Below are 18,825 nucleotides of genomic sequence, written 5' to 3' on the forward strand. Positions count from 1 at the left end.
AGTTTGGGGATGGGCGGCCGCTGCGGTGAGGTCCTACGGCTTCACTCCCTTCACATTCATATCAATCGCATACAGTCCCTTGCTGGCGGTAATGAACAGCGTCTGGTGGTCTTTGCCGCCAAAGCACACGTTAGCCGTCCAGCCCTCTTCTACGGGAATATTCAGCAGCTTCTCGCCCTGCGGACTAAAAGCCGTAACGCCCGCCCGGTTGGTCAGGTACACGTTGCCCTGACTGTCGATGGTCATGCCGTCGGAGCCCATATCGCAGAAAAGCTTCTTGTTACTCAGCGACCCATCCTTTTGGATCTGGTAAGAATAGGTTTTGCTGGCGCGAATATCCGCTACGTAGAGCATCTTGCCATCGGGGGTACCAATAATTCCGTTGGGTTGCTGTAGGTCGTCGGCTACCCGCTTTGGCTCTTTTCCATTTTTACTCAGGTAGTATACCGCCTGCACATCCTGTGGGGCAGTTTTGTGTTCCCACCACGGACGGGCGTAGAAAGGGTCGGTAAAGTACACGCTGCCGTTGCGGGTCACCCACAGGTCATTGGGACCGTTAAACTGCTTGCCCGCGTGGTCTTTCAGGACGACCGTTACTTTTTTGTTCTTATCAATTTTCCAGAGTTCCGTTTTTTCGTCGGCGCAGGCCCATAGGGTACCCTTGCTATCAATAAATAAACCGTTGGCCCGGCCCGAGGGCTCCATATAGGTACTAAGCTGGCCGTCGGTACTCCATTTCAGGATACGGTTGTTGGGCTGGTCGGTGAAGTATACATTACCCTGTTTATCGGAGGTGGGGCCTTCGGTGAAGGCAAAGCCACCCGCCAGCTTTTGCAGAGTAGCTCCGTTTTTTATGAGGTTGTTGTCCTGGCTGATTCCCAAAAGGGGAATCAGCAACGAGAGAGAGAGTACAATAAAAAGTCTTTGACGCATAGGTAGTCGGTAGTAGTAGTGGTTCAAGGAATAAAAGCCAGCGGCCGGACAAAGCTAACGAAAGCCGGTCAGTATTTTGGTGCGGACCTGCTGCCGGAAAGTCAGTAGAAATGATAGCAATTGTATCTTACTGACTTAGAACCGACTGTTTTTGATCATGACTACTGACCGCCGCCACTTCCTAAGTACCCTTACCGGCGCTACCCTGCTGGCCCCGCAGCTACTATCAGCCCAGGGTACCTCAGCCGCCCGGCGTGGCGAGGCCCTACCCATTTCCTGCAACCAGTATACCTGGTTTACGTTTTACAACCGCGAAGGCCGCAGCTGGGCCGCCGACCTGGATGCCTCCCTGGCCGACTTTATAAAATCAGGTTTTGCTGCCTATGAGCCCAGCTTTAACAATGCCGAAGAGGTAAAGAAGCTGGTCCCCCTGGTGAAAAAGCACGGCCTGCAGGTACCTTCCGCCTACGTGAACAGTGTGCTACACAAGGCCGATGAAGCTCAAAGCTCCATTGATTCAGTACTTGCAATTGCCGAAGCCACCCGACCACTAGGTACTAAAATTCTGGTCACCAACCCCAGTCCCATCAAATGGGGAAGCGCGGAAAACAAAAATGATCAGGAACTCGCCGAACAGGCTAAAAACCTGGACCGCCTGGGAGCCGAACTACGCAAGCGGGGCGTTACCCTCGCCTACCACACCCACGACGTGGAGCTGCGGGCCGGGGCGCGGGAGTTTCACCACATGCTGCTGGCTACCGACCCACGCAACGTTACATTCTGTATGGATGTACATTGGGTGTACCGTGGTTCCGGAGATTCGCAAATCGCCGTATTCGATGTACTAAAACTCTACGGCAAGCGCATTACGGAGCTGCACCTCCGGCAATCGGTCGGGGGCGTGTGGTCGGAGGCGATGGGCGAAGGCGACATTGATTACCGCCGCCTCGCCCGGGAGTTGAAAGCGATGGGCGTGCGGCCGCACCTGGTACTGGAACAGTGCATCGAGAAGCCTTCCCCTAACACCATGCAGGCCGTAGAAGCCTCCCGTCAAAGCCTTGCTTATGCCCGGGAGGTTTTTTCGGTACTGCTGGGGTAGATTTAGGTTAGGGGCGTAGCTACATTTCTTAAAAAATGCTACCTTGACCTCCTGATTACTGATTCGTATACTACCCCTCAACTATCCACCATGGCCAAAGCGAAAAAGGAAGAACAGGAAGAAGCGCTTGAAAAGAAGTTATGGAAAGCCGCCGATAAGCTGCGCAAAAACATGGATGCCGCCGAGTACAAGCACGTGGTACTGGGCCTGATTTTCCTCAAGTACATTTCGGATGCCTTCGAGGAGCTTTACAAACAACTAGCCGCGGGCAAAGGCGAATTTGAAGGAGCTGACCCCGAAGACCGCAATGAGTACCTGGCCGAAAAGGTCTTTTACGTTCCGCCCTCGGCCCGATGGACATGGCTACAGGGGCGCGCCAAGCTACCCACCATTGGTAAGGACCTGGACGATGCCATGGATGCCATCGAGAAAGATAACCCCTCTCTGCGCGGCGTACTTCCTAAGGCCTACGCTCAGGAAAAACTGGACAAGCAAAGCCTCGGCGGCCTCGTGGACCTCGTTGGAACCGCTACCCTGGGTACCCGTGAAGCCCAGAGCAAAGACTTGCTTGGCCGGGTGTTCGAGTACTTCCTGGGCGAGTTTGCTCTGGCTGAAGGCAAAAAAGGCGGCCAGTTTTACACGCCCGCCAGCGTGGTGCAACTCCTCGTCGAAATGCTCGAACCCTACGAAGGCCGCGTGTTTGACCCTTGCTGCGGCAGCGGGGGTATGTTTGTGCAGAGTACCAAGTTCATCAACGCCCACCAGGACCACTACCGCCAGAACTCCGGCGGGCTATCGCTCAACCCCGCCGATCGTATATCCATCTACGGGCAGGAAAGCAACCAAACCACCTGGCGGCTGGCCAAGATGAACCTGCCATCCGGGGCATTGACAGCAGCAACGTACGCTGGAACAACGAGGGTTCCTTCCTCAACGACGCCCACAAAGACCTTAAAGCCGACTACATCATCGCTAACCCGCCCTTCAACGACTCCGACTGGAGCGGCGAGCTCCTCCGCGACGACGCCCGCTGGAGCATACTGGGCCAGAAACTGGTGCCCCCGCCCGGCAACGCCAACTACGCCTGGATTCAGCACTTCCTGTACCACCTGGCCCCCACCGGCCGGGCGGGTTTTGTGCTGTCCAAAGGCTCCCTCACCACCAATACCTCCGGCGAGGGCGATATACGCAGGGCGCTCATCGAAGCCGACCTTATTGACTGCATCGTTAACCTGCCTACCAAACTGTTCCTCAATACGCAGATTCCCGCTTGCCTGTGGTTTGTGCGGCGGCACAAAACCCACCGCCGGGGCGAAATACTGTTCATCGACGCCCGCCACGAAGGCCACCTGGTTAGTCGTAAAAACCGCGAACTGAGCCCGGACGACATCCAGAAGATAGCCCGCGTCTACCACAACTGGCGCACTGGCGAGGGCGACTACGCCGACGTGCAGGGCTTCTGCAAATCGGCCTCTATTCAGGAGGTAGCTGACCTCAACTACGTACTTACGCCCGGCCGCTACGTGGGGCTAGCCGACGAGGAAGACGACTTCAACTTTGCCGAACGCTTTACCACGCTCCGGCAGGAGCTGGAAGCGCAGCTACGGGCGGAAGCCGAACTCAACCGGCGCATCGAAGCCAGCCTCGCGACAATTCAGCTACCCGAGGCCGCCGAAAGCCTGAGTCTCTGACCGCCTTTGGAAAGGCTACGCGCTGCGTAGCCTTTCCAGTAGCTTACCTATACCCCCTATTCTCTATCTGTTATTCTACAACGCACACGTATGATTTCTGAAGATCAAGCCAGGTACCTAATACAGCTGCCCAAAAAACTAGTAGAAAACAACGAACTTCTGGACCACAAGGTACTATCACCTTCCTTTCCTTTCGTAGCAAGGTACCCCCTTTCCGACGAGGAGGAAGGCTTCTCCTTCTTCCTGGATGTCTGGCAAAGTGCCAAACAGGGCATAAAGTTTACTCTCCATTTTCAGGAAAATTCCACTCACTACGGGCTCCTGCGCGTTGACTTCAACGGCAGGCATAAAAACCCGGAAATAGCCAACGCAGATGTACCTGAACTATTTAGGCCCTACGCCGGATGCTGGCTTGACGACTCTCCCGGCCACATTCATTACGTGGTTGATGGCTACCCGCCGCTGGCCTGGGCTGTTCCGCTGGAATTGGACCCCTTTCCTACCAAAAATATCAGAGATTTTACCGATATTACAGCAGCATTTCAGGCGTTTTGTATGGTAGTTGCAGTACGTACAGAAATTACCGTCATTACGCAATCCCACCTGTTTGTATGAGCTGGATAAATGAATATATAGACAACTACTACCACTTCCTGCGCGAGAAGACCGTCCTCCGTGAGGACCCGCACAGCGGGTGGGTAGCCATAAGTACCCCCTTCCTGGGGGCTTTTAACGATGCCATTGAGATTTACGCAAAAAAACAGAACGGGCACGTGCTGCTGTCGGACGACGGCGAGACGCTCCGCAACCTGGAGCTGAACGGGGTACAGCTTTCGCGGTCAGCCCGCCGCCGTGAGCTCCTGGATCAGATATTACTGAACTACGGCGTGAGGGTGCAAAACAATGAGCTTTGTACCGAAGCCACGGAGCAGAACTTCCCGCAGAAAAAGCTGAACCTGCTCGCCGCCATTTCCGAAACCAACGACCTGTACTACCTGGCGAAGCATACTGTGGCCTCCGTCTTCCGCGAGGACGTGCGGGAGTACCTCGAGGAGCAGGATATCATCTATACCCCGCACTTTATAGCCAAAGGGAGCACCGGGCTGGAGTTTACCTTTGACTTCCAGATTGCCTACCGTCAGACAGAAATTGTGGTCAAATCCTTTAACTTCCTGAACAAGCTCAACCTGCCCCACTTCCTCTTTACCTGGGACGACATCCGGAAGGTACGCGAAAAGCAGAGCGAAAAACGGGTAGTAGGCCTGGCTGTCATCAACGACCAGGACCACGAAATTAAGGGCGAACTCCTCGATGCCATCCAGAGCCAGGGTGCCGAGTACATCCTGTGGAGCCAGCGCCACCAGGAGCACAACATTATCAAATTACAAGAAGCCGCTTAATATGAGTGAATGGAAGGAATATAAGTTAAAGGATGTATGTGATTTAATCGTAGACTGTGTCAATCGAACAGCACCGACGGTCGATTATACAACCCCTTATAAAATGATTAGAACCACTAACGTTAAAAGTGGAAAAATTGACATTTATGATGTAAGATATGTTACAGAAGACACGTATAAAAACTGGGTTAGAAGAGCCAAGCCCCAGAAGGGAGACATTGTACTTACTCGTGAAGCTCCTGTAGGAGAGATTGGATTAATCCGGACGGACGATAATCTATTCCTTGGACAAAGAACAATGATGTATCGTGCTAATAAGAGTATCTCTAATCCATTATTTTTATATTATTCTTTTTTAACTTCATTTCTTCAGGAACAAATTTTGGCCGCCGCTATGGGATCGGTTGTTGAACACATTCGAGTACCTGATGCTAAGGAATTTATTATTAGGCTCCCCCCACTCCCCGAGCAAACCGCCATTGCTACGGTACTTAGTAATCTGGATGAAAAGATAGACCTGCTGCACCGGCAGAATAAAACGCTGGAAGCCCTGGCCGAAATACTGTTCAGGCAGTGGTTCGTGGAGGAGGCCTCCGTGGATACGGCGGAGGATAGTTGGGAGGTTGGAGTACTTGGAGATTTAGTTGATTTCAACCCTAAGAGGACATTAAGTAAGGGGACCACAGCCCCATATCTTGAAATGAGTAATGTAAGCAGTGAAGTGTACCATCCTCACAGTTGGTATGACAGGGAGTTTACCTCCGGCACAAAGTTTATCAATGGCGATACTCTTTTTGCACGGATTACACCTTGTCTTGAAAATGGAAAAACTGCTTACGTTGATTTTTTAGATAAAAATCAGGTTGGCTGGGGGTCAACCGAATTTATAGTAATGAGGGCTAAAGAGCCGATTCACCCCTACTTTAGTTATCTCCTCGCCCGAAATGAGGATTTCAGGAGCTATGCAATAGGTGGAATGGTGGGTTCCAGTGGTCGTCAAAGAGCTGACGTATCAAGTTTAGCTAATTTTGAAATGTTTATCCCCCCTAAGGAAGTAGTTGAAAGATTCAATTCTTATATTGAATCAACTTTAAAGAAAATGAAATCTAATCATTTACAAGTCCGTACCCTAACCCAGCTTCGCGACACTTTATTGCCGAAACTCATGAGCGGGGAGGTGCGGGTGGAGATGTAATTGTATGTTTAGAAAGTTACAACTATACATCATTTCATTGTGGTTTCTTTTTTTACTACTTTTTGTTTCGAAAGTAGATATACCAATTTGTTTTTGTTTCGAATTTGAGTTTATTGGCATCAAAAATATTTTAATCAGGAACCCAATACCCATATTTGCCTTAACTTTTATGATTCTAGGAGCAATGTTTTATTTTGACTTCAATAGAAATATTACAAGAGGTGCTTCCTTGCTGCCAAAAAAGATTATAAAGATTGAAAATCAAAGCTCTGAAACCTTATCCTTTCTAGCCACATATATTATCCCGTTAGCTTGCCTTGATATGGACAAGGACAGAAGTCTCCCAATGCTAATTCTCATCTTAATCTTAATTGGTTGGATATATATAAAGACAAACTTATTCTACACTAACCCTACATTATCTATCCTTGGCTTTCATGTCTACAAAATAGATACCGAAAAGACTCCTGAAATAATTGTAGTAACTAAAAGCAATTTAGATATTAACAATAACATATTGATTAGAAAAATAGATCAGAACCTATATTTTGCTAAACTAGATTAATCATGACTATTCAAGAACTCCGCGAGAAAATCAGCTTTTTGTATGATTCTGGCAATGCAATTAGCCTTTCCATGTACATGATATTGAACAGTGGCGAAATAAGGTTTGCAAATCTCGAAGAGGAAACTAGGGGAGATCTAAAAGAAAAATTTCTTAATTATCTAAGTGAGAGAACTAATGAATCTAACGATTTACATTATTGCAACCTAACTGAATACAATGACACAAAAAATACTATATGTTACTATGATTTACCAGATCCACTTCCTGGTTTACAACCATTAAATGTAGTATCAAGTGCTGAGGAACAGCAAGAATTCGAATTCAATGCAAATAGTTTTGCAGACATTGAGGCTTTCGCATTTTTGATCGGAAACGAAACACAAAATATTGCAATATATAAAAAGAACTATAACAACATTAACTTAATAAAAAGAGACAGTTCTGTTATAGCATTAGTCACATCTATTTTAAGCGATAAAAGCGAGCTAGTCAAGGTCAAAAGCGATATTTTGAAAGTAAACGAAAAATTTGATTTTATGCTAGTCGAAAACCATGTACTCGTGATGAATACAAAATACTTAGAAACTGATATGGGTTACCTAGGCATCTTAATTAAAGCTGCAAGGACAAAATTTGAAATAATACAAAAAGCGAATATAGTTGAAAATATAAATGAGTTAGAGGATTTAATCAGTGATAAGAAGTACGCAAAGAAGTTCGTAAAGATTCGACCAGATACCCCTGTACTAGGAATTGAATTTTCAAAATTAAGAGAGTTTATAGAAAACCACCCTGCTTTGAAAAATAAAATTAAGTTTAATGATACATTGGATAAAATTAAATTTCATTCCAAAATCTCCAAGGATTTGTTTATTAAACTATTATATGATAGCTATTTAAAATCAGAGTTAACTGATCTACTCTACGAAAGTGAAAATAAATTACAATTACCCGTAGAAAAAATTGAATAACCGTAGAGCGATTCCACTCGTTAAGAGTTATAGGAGCAGTTATCATTACTCTTTTTTTGACATAGTAGCTTAGGCCGGTTGTTTGTAAGTTCTTGCTTATCAGTTTTGCCCACAGCCTGCCTTTACACGTAAAGTAGCCCCGGAAAAACCCACTGAATCCCTGAACGAGATAAAAAATTAGATATTCATTTCCACTCATGCACGAAGCCGACATTGAGTACTACACCATCCAGGAGCTACAGGTGCTGGGCTACCATTACGCCGACGGCCTCCGCATTGGTCCGGAGGGGGAGCAGCCCGAGCGCAGCGGCTACGCTGAGGTACTACTGGTCGGGCGGCTTCGGGCGGCCATTCAGCGGCTCAACCCTACCTTACCCGCCTTTGCCCACGAGCAGGCGCTGCGCGAAGTGCAGCGCATCACCTCCCCCGACCTGCTAACCAACAATGAATACTTCCACCGCCTGCTGGTTGAGAAAGTAAAGGTACCTTACCAGGAAAACGGCTACGACCGCAGCTACGAAGTGGCCCTGGTGGACTTTGAGCATCCTCGGGACAATGATTTTCTGGTCGTCAATCAATTCTCCATTGTAACGCGCAGCGGCAACGGCCACACCAAACGCCCCGATGTGCTGTTGTTTGTAAACGGCATTCCGCTGGTGGTGATAGAACTAAAAAACGCCACCGACGCCAATGCCACACTCGGGAAGGCTTACCAACAATTGAAAACTTACCAGGCGGTGATTCCGGAGCTGTTTACCTATAACGTCCTCTGCGTTATTTCGGACGGTCTGGAAGCCAAAGCCGGTAGTATATCGGCGGGTATGAGCCGCTTTATGGCCTGGAAGTCGGCCGACGGCCAGCGCGAAGCTTCGCGGTATAAGCCTCAGCTTGAAATCCTGCTGCGGGGCATGCTCAAGCCGGAAACGTTACTGGATCTGGTGCAGAATTTTGTCGTATTTGAAAAATCAAAGAAAGAAGACCCTGCCACCGGGCTGATACAGGTACAAACCGTAAAAAAGCTGGCAGCCTACCACCAGTACTATGCTGTCAATAAGGCCGTAGAAAGTACCCTGCGGGCCTCGGGCGAAGGCGGCAGCCGCAAGGGCGGGGTAATCTGGCACACGCAGGGCAGCGGCAAGTCTTTGTCGATGGCCTTCTACGCGGGTAAGCTCGTGCAGCAGCTCCATAACCCCACGGTACTGGTCATCACTGACCGCAACGACCTCGACGACCAGCTTTTCGAAACTTTTGCGGGCTGTCGGCAACTGCTTCGGCAGGAGCCCGTACAAGCCGATAGCCGCGAGCACCTGAAAGAGTTGCTGCGCGTCGCCAGCGGAGGTATTGTGTTCGCCACCATCCAGAAGTTTTCGCCCGGCGAAGGCAAAACCGTATACGATACCCTCTCAGACCGGCAGAATATAGTGGTCATTGCCGACGAGGCCCACCGTACTCAATACGGCTTCGAAGCCCAGACCAAAGACGTACTCGACCGGGAAACACGGGAAGTAATTGGTACCCGCATTGCCTACGGTTTTGCCAAGTACATGCGTGACGCCCTGCCTAACGCAACCTACATTGGCTTTACGGGTACGCCCGTAGAAAGCACAGATGTTAACACCCCGGCTGTATTTGGACAGTATGTAGATATATATGATATCTCACAGGCCATTGAAGATGGAGCCACAGTACGTATTTATTACGAAAGTCGCCTGGCCAAGGTCAATATTTCGGAAGAAGGCAAGCAGCTGATTGAGGCGCTGGATAAGGAGCTGGAAGAAGACGAGGAACTATCGGAAGCTCGCAAAGCCAAAGCCCGCTGGACGCAGTTGGAAGCCATCGTAGGTGATCCGAAAAGGGTTGGCAACGTAGCCCGCGACATGTTAGAGCACTTTGAAAAGCGACAGACAGCCAGCAAAGGCAAAGGCATGATCGTAGCCATGAGCCGACGAATCGCTGTAGAACTCTATAATGAAATTATAACTCTCAGGCCAGACTGGCATAGTGATGAGCTGAGTAAGGGCAGCATCAAGGTCATTATGACCGCTGCCAGTTCGGATGGTCCCGAAATGGCCAAACTGCACACTACCAAAACGGAACGAAAGTACCTGGCGGAGCGCGTGAAAGATCCGAATGATCCGCTACAACTGGTAATAGTACGCGACATGTGGTTAACGGGCTTCGACGCCCCCTGCCTGCATACGCTATACGTGGACAAACTCATGCGAGGGCATAGTCTGATGCAGGCTATTGCGCGGGTAAACCGGGTATTTGGCGATAAGCCCGGCGGACTGGTGGTAGACTACCTGGGCATTGCTACCGACCTCAAAAAAGCCCTGGCTTTCTACTCCGACGCCGGCGGAAAGGGCGATCCTGCCGATACACAAGAGCGAGCCGTAGAAGCCATGCTGGAAAAGCTGGAAATAGTGCGGCAATTGTATCTGGAACAGAGCAAGGCATACCTTAGTCTTGCGGCGGAAGTACCCACTGCCTACTTTGGTTCAGATATTGGTATAGGATTCAACTTCCGCCGGTTTTTTACTGCTTCTTCCCAAGAAAAACTGTCCATTATTTTACAGGCTGAAGAGCATATTCTGGGACTCGAAGATGGAAAGAATCGCTTCATCAAAGAAGTTACGCTGCTAGGTCAGGCCTTTGCCTTGTCGGTTCCGCACGAGCAGGCCATGGCTATTAAAGACGAAGTTGCCTTTCATCAGGCTATCAGTGCCCGCTTGAACAAGTTTACCGGAGGAACAGGCGGCGGCAAAACCAACCAGGAAATGGAAACAACCATCCGGCAGATTGTAGATCAGGCGCTGGTATCCGACGAGGTAGTTGATATATTCGATGCGGCAGGAATTGAGAAGCCCGAACTGTCAATTTTGTCGGAAGAATTCCTGATGGAAATCAAAGGAATGAAGCGGCAAAACCTGGCCTTGGAACTTCTGAAAAAGATACTGATGGACGAGATCAAATTACGCTCCAAAACCAACTTGGTGCAAAGCAAGGCCCTGCTGGAAATGCTGGAAGGATCAATCCGAAGGTACCAGAATAACCTGCTGACCACAGCAGAAATTATACAATTTCTGATTGATGAAGTAGCCAAGAAAACAAGAGAATTAAGCAACCGGGGCAATGGACTTACTGACGACGAATGGGCTTTCTATGACGCTTTGGCTGAGAATGACAGCGCCCGGGAAGTACTCGGCGACGACCTGCTTCGGAGTATTGCCGTGGAAGTAGCCCAAAAGATTAAAGCCAACGCTACCATTGATTGGACAATCCGCGAAAGTGCCCGGGCTAAGATCATGGTGGTGGTGCGAAGAATACTGAACAAATATGGGTACCCCCCCGACAAGCAACAAAGGGCCATTGATACCGTGCTGAAACAGGCCGCAATTACAGCTGATTGGGAAGTGAGTGTGCTCTAATCAGAAATCCTTTGTCGGCTTTTCCTGTTACTACCATAGCCACCATTTAGCAGCGCAACATGCCCCCCCCCCCCCGCCCTATCTACCTCGACTACAATGCAACCACCCCCGTGGACCCGCGGGTACTGGAGTACATGTTGCCGTGGTTTACGGAGCAGTTTGGCAATGCCGCCAGCCGCACCCACCTCTACGGCTGGGAAGCCGAGGAAGCCGTAGCCCTTGCCCGGCGGCAGGTAGCAGGTACCATAGGGGCTAGTGAGAAAGAAATCGCCTTTACCAGCGGCGCCACGGAATCTAATAACCTCGCTATTAAAGGTACCTACGAAGCCAATAGCCACCGGGGCAGTCACTTCGTAACGGTAGCCACCGAGCATAAAGCGGTACTGGATTCTTTTCAGCACCTGGAAGGTTGGGGTGCCGAAGTAACTTACCTGCTACCGGCCGCCGATGGCCTGATTACCGTGAAGCAGGTAGCCGAAGTACTTCGACCGGATACGGTACTGGTGTCGGTGATGTACGCTAATAATGAGATTGGGGTTATTCAACCCATTGCCGAAATAGGTAAGGTCTGCCGGGATCGGGATGTCCTATTCCATACCGATGCTACGCAAGCCGTGGGCAAGGTACTTGTTGATGTCGATAAAGACCACATTGACCTGTTGAGTCTGTCGGCCCACAAGTTGTACGGACCCAAAGGAGCGGGTGCGCTGTATGTACGAAAAGGCGTGAAACTTACGGCGCAGTTAGACGGCGGGCGTCACGAGCGGGGCCTGCGCTCGGGTACCCTCAACGTACCGGGTATTGTAGGGCTGGGTAAAGCGTGTGAACTGGCTAGTGCTGAACTACCCGCCGAAGCGGCCCGTTTAGCCAATCTGCGCGACCAGCTGGAAAATAGTATCTTAGGTACTATAAAAAAAACCCAGGTCAACGGCAACCGGGAGAACCGCCTCCCACAGGTGACCAATATTTCGTTCGGAGGGGTAGACGGTGAGCAGCTGCTCATGAATTTTAACCGCATTGCCGTATCCAGCGGTTCGGCCTGTACCTCGGCCTCGGTGGAGCCTTCCTACGTACTCAAAGCCCTGGGCGTACCCGACGATCTGGCCTATGCCTCCATCCGCTTCAGCCTCGGCCGGTTTACCAGCGAAGACCATATAGCAGCAGCGATAGCCCATGTTCAGGAAGTAGTAACGCGTATGCGGCAGGGAATAGAGATTAGATAGGTAGCTTATGGTTGAATGACGTGTCGCTCCCACGGAGCTCTTTTTCTAGTTAACTGCTGCTTCTACTGAGGTGTGGCCCCTCCGGGGCCCTGACCAGGTACTTACTCCTCGTAAATCGGCTTTTCCCGCAAGCGCAGCGACGAACCGCTCCGCCCCGCAAAGTGCGCTCTGATTTCAGCAATGACCGAGATAGCAATTTCTTCGGGCGTATTGGCCCCGATATCCAGCCCCACCGGACTGTATACCCGCTCCATGTCCAGGTCAGTAATCGGACTATTCTCTTCCAGCGCCCTGGTCAGCATTTTATTGGTCCGCTTACGGGGGCCCAGCATTCCTATATAGGGTACTTCGGTATCCAACATCCGGCGCAGGTACCGGTAGTCCGTTTCGTAGTCGTGGGCCATCAGGATAACGGCTGTGTAGGGGTCTACGGGTATCTCGCCTCCCTCTTTGGGAATGACCGCGTCGGCCATTTCAAAAAGCGAACGATGTACTTTTGCCATATTACACACCACGGATACCTTCCAGCCCGTTTCCTTCGCCAGGCGCACCATGGGGTATAAATCGTAGTTGCCTCCCATCGCCACCAGATGCACCGGCGGCAGGATGACCTCAAAGAAAAAACTAACCCGCTCGCCGTCCCGCAGTACGTAGGTCTTTGTAGCCGACTTTTCCTCCTTCAGGCATTCCTCAATATCCTGCACAATATCGTGTTCAGCCACGGCTTCCATGGGAAAGGTAGCCCGGAAGTAAGCATCATTGAAGTAGCGGTAGGCCTGGCTCAGGGTAAGGAGGTCGGAGTAGATAGGTGCCTCCACCACCGTTACCAGTACGTCGGGGCGGCGCTGGTCGAGGTAGTGGCTTAGTAGCCGCACCGGGTTCTGATTATCGTTCGGGTCCAGGGGCGTTAGCAGTACGTCAATAATGCCATTACAGCCCAGGCCCACGCCAATCTGATAGGGATCGTCGTCGGTGGTATCGTACGTAATAATGGTAGCTTTTTTCTGCGCCATGGTCAGGCGGGCCTTTTTAAGGGCGTCGCCTTCCAGGCAGCCTCCGCTGATGCCCCCAATCCAGTCGCCGTTGTCCATGACGAGCATCCGGGCACCCGTACGCCGGTACGACGAGCCTTCTACCCGCACCACGGTAGCCAGGGCGGCCTGCTGCCGGGTGAAGTCTATCTTCTCGTAGGCATTCCAGATATTTCTGATTTCTTTCATAGGTACCTGTGGATAAGAGTAAAGTACTCTCTGCTAAATTAGAACAAAGCCCTGGATTGTTCCATCTGCTTCGCTTGAATAATTAGCAGATACTCTTTTTCCATGATGAAATCAAGGCACCTACCTACTGTCGGGCAATGGGGTCCGGCTTCCCGTCGGGGTCATTTTTTACAAAGCCACGGGTAGGAATGTTTCTGCCTCTGATCAGCATTAGTCCCGCTACGTGCGGAGCGGCCATGGAGGTACCACTCGCGATGGCATAACGACCATTGGCGTAGGTAGAGGGGATTCGCACCCCGAAGGCACTAACGTCAACCGACAAACCAAAATTGGAGAAAGAAGCAAAGGTTTCGGTACTATCAATGGCCGATACCGTCATGACGTTCTGGTGGTTAACGCGGGCGGGTGAATAGCCATCCGTATTAATTCCTTCGTTACCGGCGGCTATGGCAAACAGAATGCCCTTATCGGCGGCGGCTCTTATTTCCTGGTCCAGGCGGTAGGAAGTGAACTCTCCTCCCAGACTGATATTCACTACGTCGCCCGCTTTGGCACTTTGACTGATGTAGGAAAGGGCTGCCACCAGACCGGATAGAGTACCTTCGCCTTCCTTATCCAGGATTTTAATAGGTACCACTTTGGCTCCCGGTGCCACACCCAGCATACCTACATTATTGTTTTTGGCACCAATGATACCCGCTACGTGGGTACCGTGTCCGTTCAGGTCGTCGGCGGAGGTTTGTCCTTCCACAAAAGAGCGGGCGCGGGTCACGTCCACATTCAGGTCGGGGTGGTCCAGGTCAATGCCGGTATCTACTACCCAGGCCGTCCGGGTTTCGTTGTTGAGGCCACCGTAACCCGTTTTCGTAATATTCCAGGTAGTGAGCCGCGGGACCATTACAGTAATACACGAACAAAGCGAGATACGCCGGTCCGGCTCTACGTGTTCAACGCCCGGTTCGGTACTTAATTCTTTCACTTCGGCGTCGGTAAGGTGAGCGACCAAAGCGGGCCGCTCGCCGTCGATATAGCTATCGATACTACTTTCTTCCACACCCATCCGGCCCGCCGCTCTCCGGGCGTTGGCGGCACCGCTTGCCGCAGTACCCGGTTTGAGCGTGATTATATAAGTACCTTCAATGACTTGCCCGTGGCTGGCCGTGGCCTTTACCAGACAATCCTGTGCGGGTTCGATATCTTTTTGTTCGCAGGAAAATACAAATAGAAGCAGGCCCAGCACGCTCCATCGCTTCGCAACTTTTACATTCATTCTTTAGGGAGGTAAATAGTTAAGTTAGCGTAGAGTAGTAGGCATAGAGTAGGCTTATTTTTGTAAATGCGTTTAATAACGAGTGGATTAGGGTTTCTATTTTATATAAGTATAGCAGCAGAGAAATGGGAAGCCGTCAGTCATACTTGAAGTCACTATAAATATATGGCTGCTTACCAGCTAACACCGATTTGCAATCGGGGTTGGGTCTATTAGCGTTTGTAACGCGAATTATCCTACAACAACTCTACATCCAACAGCCCTTTCAGCCCAGAGTAATTCCGAGCCGAGCTAAATAGGTAATGCTCGGGCTCCTCCACAAGCAAATTACGCACCGGATTCTGGTGAATGTAGTGTAGTTTTTCCAGCAGAAAGCTCTGCGAGGTACATTCTTTGGCCTGATTTTCGTCCTGCCAGAACTTATACTCCTTTACATTCTCTGGTATTTGCCAGCGTAGGCAAAGCGTTGCAGCATCCAGTCGCGACGACTTTCCGGCCCTTCCTGAATCGCTTTCACAAGTTGCTTAGAGGTATGCTTTTTCATATCCCGCAGGATGTCCGAGAGCTTGTGCCCATCAGCCGCAGCGGCTAACAAGTGCAGGTGGTTAGACATCAGGCACCAGCCGCACAGGAGGAGTCCCTTGTGCTGCTGGCAGTAGCGCAGCGAGTCAACTACGATGTAGCGGTAGGCGGGGCGACTAAACACATCTACCCAATCTACTACTGTCATCGTGAGGAAGTAAGCGCCCTCCTGATTTCGAATAAAGTACTGACTGCTGGGCATATTGATTAATAGCTTTTGATAGTACCTGTGGCTAAGCTTCCCGATTATATCTCTATTTAATACTACTATTGGAGCGCCTATTGATAAACCATGATATTAGTCGCACATATCGCGTTACAAACGCTATAGAATGGCCACGCCCGATTGCAAATCGGGGTGAGCGAGGCGACCACAAAAACATTCTATACTAATGAGGGAGGGTTACCATTCTTTATACGTATATTCTTCTAACTTGTACTTTTTTCCTTCCACAATAGTATATAGCTTCTTTACCCTTCCTTTCTTATTGTATTTATATTTATAGCTCATATCATCACCTCTTGGTCCACCAGTATAGACTACTGGATATTCAGGAACCGGAATCCTTGTAACTTTCGTTCGTTTAAGTTTACCGTTATCAAAATATTCAAAATCGGTAATTTCTTTTTCGCCCGATACTCTGTTACGCCTTATCTTCTTTTCAATAAAATTTTTGTTATTAAGAATTACATGAAAGGTTGTTGTATCATAAGTAATTATATCTTTTTCCTGCCAATAATGTTCTGAGATCACATGATACTCACTCATATTTGGTAAAGAGGAAGCTGTTTTTCTAGTTGTAATTACAGTTTTCCCTATTGTACTTTTATTCAATATTGCCTGGCCTGATTCATCATACTCATATGTTTCAACTGATATAGTATCGACTTTACCGGGATAATTGATATCGTATAGCGAAACAGAAAGTACTTCATCATTCTGAACATTATACTCATATGCGTTCCTGCTCATAAGAATTCTTTTCCTGTATTTTTCTTGTAAAATCATTCTACCCTTTTGATCATAGTACTTTAGGTTCCAATATCCACGTCCTCCGGTTCCACTGAACTCCTTTGTCTTCCTCACTTTTACTCCCGGCATTAATTCATATTGTCTGTGTATTTGACAATAGGAAGTTGTATACACTAATAGTAATAATAGGGCTATTATCTTTCTCATAAATCTTGGCAACCTCTGTATAAAAGAATAAACTTTTCTCTACACCCCCTTCGCCCCCACGTAGAAGCTACGATCAACTGTCAATGACTTGGCGCCCTTCGTCTTCATCGTTTTCCAGGAAGTAGTGGGTTGAATAAACTGATAGGTACCTCCGTCCAGCGCCACCTTCACCGGCATATCAAAACCCTCGATGGTGTTGGTCCAGCGGTAGCGGAAAGATGCCAAGCTCGATCACAAATCGGGGTGAGCGAGAGTTACAAACGCTATAAGATGGCCACGCCCGATTGCAAATCGGGGTGAGCGAGGTATCTTTTAAAATAAGTGATTCTTATCTTTCACCGGCAAGTCAAAGCCTCCGATGGCATTGGTCCAGCGGTAGCGGAAAGATGCCTCGCCCGATTGCAAATTGGGGTGAGCTAGCGTTTACATAATGTTGTACGTAGGCTTTTTTAGTTTCTTCTTTAGATGTTCAAAATCACTGTCTACAAGAAAATGTCCGTCAATCGTGAGTAGTATGCCTTTGCTGCCGAAAAGCCTAAGTTTTTTAATTCTTTTAAACTTCTTGTCCCTTAAAATTAACCATAATGGATTATTCAAATGGGATGTTACAGGAAATTCTTTATCTATACTTTTAGTGCTTCGTACATCGGCCAGGTTAATTTTATTCCTACCTAATCCGAGAATATTACTTGCTTCTAAGTAAGTATCTGTCAATTTAAATCTGCTCTTTACCAGCAATCCGATAGAAATGAAAAGCAAACTTGACACAAGAAAGAACCAAGTCCAGATAGCCTTGCCAGTTCCTTCTAATTTTAAATAAGTTATAACCGCAGCCACCCCAAGAGCAACCCCAATTAAAATAACAACCCTTAATTTTCTGTAGTCAGTCTGTAGAATCATTTTTCAGCTTACGTACAATACCTATTTAAACAAACTTTAACCTCCTCTTATTCTACACCCCCTTCGCCCCTACATAGAAGTTCCGGTCCACCGCCAGTGATTTGACGCCCTTCGTCTTCATCGTTTTCCAGGAAGTAGTGGGTTGAATAAACTGCCTTTCACCTCCATTAAGCGCCACTTTCACCGGCATATCAAAACCCTCGATGGCGTTGGTCCAGCGGTAGCGGAAAGATGCCAAGCTCGATCACAAATCGGGGTGAGCGAGAGTGAACGGGGAGACAGTGGAGCCTTCTTAAATGTTACGGCTACGCGCCCCTGTTACAAACGCTGGAAGATGCTACGCCCCAGCGGGGGACCGTCCCGATTACAAATTGGGGTGAGCGTGGTGTTTTTTAAGCCTTGTTATGCAAAGGCTTTTTCTTTTCGTCAATCATTTTCACTTTGACAAAGAACCAAGGAACAGGCTCAAATCCATTTTCTTCAAAATTCATATACTCAACCATCTGTTCCCAATTATCTTCGCTAGCTATCAATCCGTACTGGTTGATTTCAATATTGAATTTTTGAATCAATTCATCGGCAAGGTCATGGCAATGAAATGTATGAAAGTCTCCACTTAGTTCTACCCCAATGAGGTCGTATCCAATCCCAACTTCTGATTCGTCAGTTACTTCAGGGATATGTTTGTTTAGATTTTCCCAAAGTCCGATGGCTCCTATTCCTTTTTCTTTGATAATAAACTCTTCTAATAAGTCATTCTTTTCTGTTTCAGGAAAGTTGATACTAAGAATCAGATAATCCTGAACGTTGTTAAAAAACTTGTTCTTGTATTCGCTTAGTACTTCATAATCGGAGAAGGTATTTATCCAGCCTATTTTCTTTTCTTCAAATTTCTGGTCAGCCCAACTTTGAATATCTGTGATTTGTAAGTTAGTCAAGTTAAACTCTTCTTTGGCTTCTTTAACATTGTTGCTATTATTGACTACGCTCCACGTTATTGACCAACTATCGAAGTAGGAGTCATTTATGCAGGTACTACATGTGTAAATTCTGGTGTCCTTTATGGAGCCGTAATTTGCCTTATGCAGTTTAATAAAATAATATGCTCCCAGATAATACTTCATAAATTGATCTTATGCATAACACCTTTATAAACGAACAAACC

17 protein-coding genes and 1 pseudogene are annotated in these 18,825 nt (G+C 48.6%); 9 read left to right on the plus strand and 9 right to left on the minus strand.

Features of this window, described 5'->3' with window-relative positions; translation table 11 throughout:
- Nucleotides 1-33: 33 nt before the first annotated feature.
- The gene (locus VGN67_RS08425) at nt 34-933 is read right to left on the minus strand and encodes an SMP-30/gluconolactonase/LRE family protein (protein ID WP_327486362.1); all 900 of its coding nucleotides are present in this window, start codon (nt 931-933) and stop codon (nt 34-36) included.
- 157 nt (nt 934-1,090) lie between these two features.
- Between VGN67_RS08425 and VGN67_RS08430 the strand changes: the two genes are divergently transcribed.
- The 9 genes and pseudogenes from VGN67_RS08430 to VGN67_RS08465 all read left to right on the plus strand — a co-directional run bounded on the left by VGN67_RS08430 (nt 1,091) and on the right by VGN67_RS08465 (nt 12,508).
- Nucleotides 1,091-2,032, plus strand: a complete 942-nt coding sequence (locus VGN67_RS08430) for a sugar phosphate isomerase/epimerase (RefSeq protein ID WP_327486363.1) — start codon at nt 1,091-1,093, stop codon at nt 2,030-2,032.
- Nucleotides 2,033-2,203: 171 nt separating this feature from the next.
- A pseudogene (locus tag VGN67_RS08435) lies at nt 2,204-3,723 on the plus strand (type I restriction-modification system subunit M).
- A 90-nt stretch (nt 3,724-3,813) separates the two neighbouring features.
- Nucleotides 3,814-4,338, plus strand: coding sequence for a DUF6978 family protein (locus tag VGN67_RS08440; protein ID WP_327486364.1), 525 nt, complete (start codon nt 3,814-3,816; stop codon nt 4,336-4,338).
- A complete protein-coding gene (locus VGN67_RS08445) occupies nt 4,335-5,123 on the plus strand; it encodes a DUF1828 domain-containing protein (RefSeq protein ID WP_327486365.1) in 789 nt (262 codons plus the stop codon). Before VGN67_RS08440 ends, VGN67_RS08445 begins: the two co-directional genes overlap by 4 nt.
- A gap of 1 nt (nt 5,124) precedes the next feature.
- The gene (locus tag VGN67_RS08450) at nt 5,125-6,318 is read left to right on the plus strand and encodes a restriction endonuclease subunit S (protein ID WP_327486366.1); all 1,194 of its coding nucleotides are present in this window, start codon (nt 5,125-5,127) and stop codon (nt 6,316-6,318) included.
- Nucleotides 6,319-6,322: 4 nt separating this feature from the next.
- Nucleotides 6,323-6,883, plus strand: coding sequence for an anti-phage protein KwaA (kwaA, locus tag VGN67_RS24515; RefSeq protein WP_414717299.1), 561 nt, complete (start codon nt 6,323-6,325; stop codon nt 6,881-6,883).
- 2 nt (nt 6,884-6,885) lie between these two features.
- A complete protein-coding gene (kwaB, locus tag VGN67_RS08455) occupies nt 6,886-7,857 on the plus strand; it encodes an anti-phage protein KwaB (protein ID WP_327486367.1) in 972 nt (323 codons plus the stop codon).
- Nucleotides 7,858-8,054: 197 nt separating this feature from the next.
- Nucleotides 8,055-11,285, plus strand: a complete 3,231-nt coding sequence (locus VGN67_RS08460; protein WP_327486368.1) for a type I restriction endonuclease subunit R — start codon at nt 8,055-8,057, stop codon at nt 11,283-11,285.
- Nucleotides 11,286-11,344: 59 nt separating this feature from the next.
- The gene (locus tag VGN67_RS08465; RefSeq protein WP_327486369.1) at nt 11,345-12,508 is read left to right on the plus strand and encodes a cysteine desulfurase family protein; all 1,164 of its coding nucleotides are present in this window, start codon (nt 11,345-11,347) and stop codon (nt 12,506-12,508) included.
- A 101-nt stretch (nt 12,509-12,609) separates the two neighbouring features.
- Here the strand turns inward: VGN67_RS08465 and VGN67_RS08470 are convergent, their stop codons facing one another.
- From VGN67_RS08470 to VGN67_RS08505, 8 genes are all read right to left on the minus strand, one after another.
- Nucleotides 12,610-13,728 carry an XdhC family protein gene (locus VGN67_RS08470; protein WP_327486370.1) on the minus strand — a complete coding sequence of 373 codons (1,119 nt, stop codon included), beginning with the start codon at nt 13,726-13,728 and terminating at the stop codon, nt 12,610-12,612.
- Between the two features lie 124 nt (nt 13,729-13,852).
- Nucleotides 13,853-14,998, minus strand: a complete 1,146-nt coding sequence (locus tag VGN67_RS08475) for a S8 family serine peptidase (RefSeq protein WP_327486371.1) — start codon at nt 14,996-14,998, stop codon at nt 13,853-13,855.
- A 430-nt stretch (nt 14,999-15,428) separates the two neighbouring features.
- A complete protein-coding gene (locus VGN67_RS08480; RefSeq protein ID WP_327486372.1) occupies nt 15,429-15,782 on the minus strand; it encodes a transposase in 354 nt (117 codons plus the stop codon).
- A gap of 201 nt (nt 15,783-15,983) precedes the next feature.
- On the minus strand, nt 15,984-16,760 hold the full coding sequence (locus tag VGN67_RS08485; protein ID WP_327486373.1) for a hypothetical protein: 777 nt from the start codon (nt 16,758-16,760) through the stop codon (nt 15,984-15,986).
- A 39-nt stretch (nt 16,761-16,799) separates the two neighbouring features.
- Nucleotides 16,800-16,985: a hypothetical protein gene (locus tag VGN67_RS08490; RefSeq protein WP_327486374.1), complete on the minus strand. Its 186-nt coding sequence runs from the start codon at nt 16,983-16,985 to the stop codon at nt 16,800-16,802.
- A 198-nt stretch (nt 16,986-17,183) separates the two neighbouring features.
- Nucleotides 17,184-17,660, minus strand: coding sequence for a hypothetical protein (locus VGN67_RS08495; protein ID WP_327486375.1), 477 nt, complete (start codon nt 17,658-17,660; stop codon nt 17,184-17,186).
- A 52-nt stretch (nt 17,661-17,712) separates the two neighbouring features.
- Nucleotides 17,713-17,898 (minus strand): hypothetical protein, encoded by a 186-nt coding sequence (locus VGN67_RS08500; protein ID WP_327486376.1) that lies wholly within the window; start codon nt 17,896-17,898, stop codon nt 17,713-17,715.
- Nucleotides 17,899-18,052: 154 nt separating this feature from the next.
- On the minus strand, nt 18,053-18,784 hold the full coding sequence (locus VGN67_RS08505; protein WP_327486377.1) for a hypothetical protein: 732 nt from the start codon (nt 18,782-18,784) through the stop codon (nt 18,053-18,055).
- Between the last annotated feature and the right edge of the window lie 41 nt (nt 18,785-18,825).

The sequence above is a fragment of the Telluribacter sp. genome (assembly GCF_035998675.1).
In the GTDB taxonomy this organism is placed as follows: domain Bacteria; phylum Bacteroidota; class Bacteroidia; order Cytophagales; family Spirosomataceae; genus Telluribacter.